Source organism: Flavonifractor plautii ATCC 29863, assembly GCF_000239295.1.
GTDB classification, from domain to species: domain Bacteria; phylum Bacillota; class Clostridia; order Oscillospirales; family Oscillospiraceae; genus Flavonifractor; species Flavonifractor plautii.
In genome coordinates this window covers 1-2,607 of the sequence record NZ_JH417785.1, presented here as the reverse complement: position 1 = coordinate 2,607, position 2,607 = coordinate 1, and the positions used below count along the sequence as shown (strand labels likewise).

The window sequence follows — 2,607 nt, the reverse complement described above, 5'->3', positions numbered from 1 at the left end:
GGCCGCCCGAGGGGCGGCCGCCGTACCGTATTTTCCGTTGTCCTCACCAGCCGGGGTAGACCTGGCTCTTCTTGGGCAGCAGCAGGGCCGCCGCCACATAGAGCCACAGCCCTGCGGTGCCCGCGAAGCACAGCGCCACCCAGATGAGGCGCACCAGGTTGGCGTCCACATTAAAGTACTCGGCCACGCCGCCGCACACGCCAGCCAGAGCGCCGTGATCCAGCCGGTACAGCTTTTTTGTCTCGTTCATCTGAAAATCCTCCCGAGGTGATTTCGAATTCTGGACATAGGATACCACGGGAGGGGTTAAAAAGTCCTTCGGGCTTTCTTAAAAATCCATGAAAATTATTTGCCGTCCTCCACCAGCATGAGGCAGCCGTCGGCGTCGTATCTGAGCCGCTGCACCTCCGCCTTGGTGTTGCGCACGATATCATCCATGCGGATGCCCTCGGTGATGGTGGCGATGAAGGTGTAGGCCACGCCGTGGCGCTTGGCCCGGCCGGTGCGGCCGATGCGGTGGGTGTAGTTCTCCAGCTCGTCGGGCACGTCGTAGTTGAACACCGCGTCCACGTCGTCGATGTCCAGGCCCCGGGCGGCCACGTCGGTGGCCACCAGCACCTTGATCTCGCCCCGCTTGAACTTCTCCAGGGTCTTCTCCCGGATGCGCTGCTGAATGTCGCCGTGGATGGCCTCGCAGGAGATGCCCCGCATCTTCAGCAGGCCGGCCAGCCGGTCGGTCATGTTCTTGGTGTTGCAGAAGGCGATGGCCCGCTCGTACTCCCCGTGGGTGATGAGGGCCGCGATGGTGTCCAGCTTCTGCTCCCGGCCATCCAGATCAATGCGGTACTGGGTGATGTCCGGCTTGGACTCCTCCACCGGGCGGACGGTGATCTCCACCGGGTCCCGCTGGTACACCCAGGAGATGTCCATGACCTCCCGGCTGATGGTGGCGGAAAACATGCCCAGGTTTCTGCGGTGCTTGAGCTGATCCAGGATACGGGTCACGTCCCGCACGAAGCCCATGTCCAGCATCCGGTCGGCCTCGTCCAGCACCACGGTCCGCACCTTGTCCAGCCGGACGGTGCGGCGCTTCATGTGGTCCATGAGGCGGCCAGGGGTGGCCACCACGATCTGGGGCTTCTTTTTCAGGGTGTTGATCTGCCTGTCGATGGGGGCCCCGCCGTAGAGGCAGACGGTGCGCACCCCCTCCTTGAACTCGCACAGATCCCGCAGCTCCTCCTGGATCTGCACCGCCAGCTCCCGGGTGGGGGCCAGCACCAGGCCCTGCACGTCGGCGCACTCCGGGTCGATGTGCTCCACCATGGGGATGCCGAAGGCAAAGGTCTTGCCCGTGCCGGTGGGGGCCTTGGCAATGACATCCTTCCACTCCATGAAATAGGGGATCGCCCCCGCCTGGACGGGGGTGGCCTGGACATAGCCCTTCTTTTCAATGGCCCTCATGATGGCCTCGGACAGCCCCAGCTCCGCGTAGGTTTTGGTCCCGTTCACCTGCTCGCCGTTGATTTCCATTCGGGTACAAACATCCTTTCGTTTCGTTTTGCCTGATTCAAGGTCCCCACAGGCAGCCGAAACCCCGTTTCGTACCCAAACGCCCGCCTCACCGCGGGGGCGCGACCTCAAATCCATCGGCCGGAAGCGGCTCCGGCCTGTCTCGCGCCAATACTATATCATAGCCCCGCCCATTACGCAAGTGCGGCGCCGCTCCCGCCGTGCTCCTCCGCCCAGATCTCCAGGGCCTCCCGGGCCCCGTAGAGGCTCCCGCGGTAAAAGTAGTAGCGGCTGCTCCGGCGGGCATAGCGGCGGTAGACCTCCAGATACTCGTTCAGGAGGTAAACCCCCTCCGCCTCCAGCCAGGGCAGCAGCTTCTCCAGCGTGCGCTCCATCTCCGTCAAAAGGGCCGTGTCCTCGGGGCCATAGGCCCCCTTTCCCTCGCCGTAGGGCGGGCACGCCTCAAAGGCCGATTCCCAGTCATTCACCATCTTCCCCGTCCTCCTTCATATTCTCCAGCGCCACCCGCGTCGCCTCAATTACAAAGCGGGAAAACGTCACGTTTGTCCCCTGGATCACCTCGTCCACCTGCTGAATAATTTCATTGGGAAAACGTATGTTCTTGGGCGTTGTCTCCGGAATGGAGGGCAGTTGAAATTTTCTTCCCATACAAATCACCATCTCTACTGTATGGCAATCTGTGGGCTTTGTAAGCACTACATATTGTAAGGCAAATCGTAAAGCACGGCCGCTCCTCTCCGCGTAGGGGCGACCCTTGTGGTCGCCCGCGGGCGGCCATAAAGGCCGCCCCTACAAGGGCTTGTCACCACCGTCGGCCTTTCGTAGGCGCCGATGCCCACATCGGCCCGCCCTGCACCGTGTCGGCGCGCCTTCCATACTCCCCCTCTTTATATCTGCTTTCTTGTCATGCCTCCGGCGGCCCCGCTTTCTTGCCGAAGAAAGCGGGGGGAAAGACGGGTCGGGGCGGGGGATTCCGATTTCCCCCGCCCCGACACCCCACCCCTTGAAACGGCCAATCAGGGGGGCTGCGGCCCCCCTATTGGATGTACCCCCCAGGAAGGGAGGGTATGCCAGCCC

The 2,607-nt window shown here is 62.8% G+C and carries 4 protein-coding genes; all 4 read right to left on the bottom strand.

What is annotated here, in order from left to right; genetic code table 11:
• Nucleotides 1–43: 43 nt before the first annotated feature.
• The gene (locus tag HMPREF0372_RS10175) at nucleotides 44–250 is read right to left on the bottom strand and encodes a PspC domain-containing protein (protein ID WP_007491850.1); all 207 of its coding nucleotides are present in this window, start codon (nucleotides 248–250) and stop codon (nucleotides 44–46) included.
• Nucleotides 251–345: 95 nt separating this feature from the next.
• Nucleotides 346–1,530, bottom strand: a complete 1,185-nt coding sequence (locus tag HMPREF0372_RS10170; RefSeq protein ID WP_007491848.1) for a DEAD/DEAH box helicase — start codon at nucleotides 1,528–1,530, stop codon at nucleotides 346–348.
• 173 nt (nucleotides 1,531–1,703) lie between these two features.
• Nucleotides 1,704–2,000: a hypothetical protein gene (locus tag HMPREF0372_RS10165; RefSeq protein WP_007491846.1), complete on the bottom strand. Its 297-nt coding sequence runs from the start codon at nucleotides 1,998–2,000 to the stop codon at nucleotides 1,704–1,706.
• Nucleotides 1,990–2,178 (bottom strand): YlcI/YnfO family protein, encoded by a 189-nt coding sequence (locus tag HMPREF0372_RS10160; protein WP_009259661.1) that lies wholly within the window; start codon nucleotides 2,176–2,178, stop codon nucleotides 1,990–1,992. The genes HMPREF0372_RS10165 and HMPREF0372_RS10160 overlap by 11 nt, the downstream gene beginning before the upstream one ends.
• Between the last annotated feature and the right edge of the window lie 429 nt (nucleotides 2,179–2,607).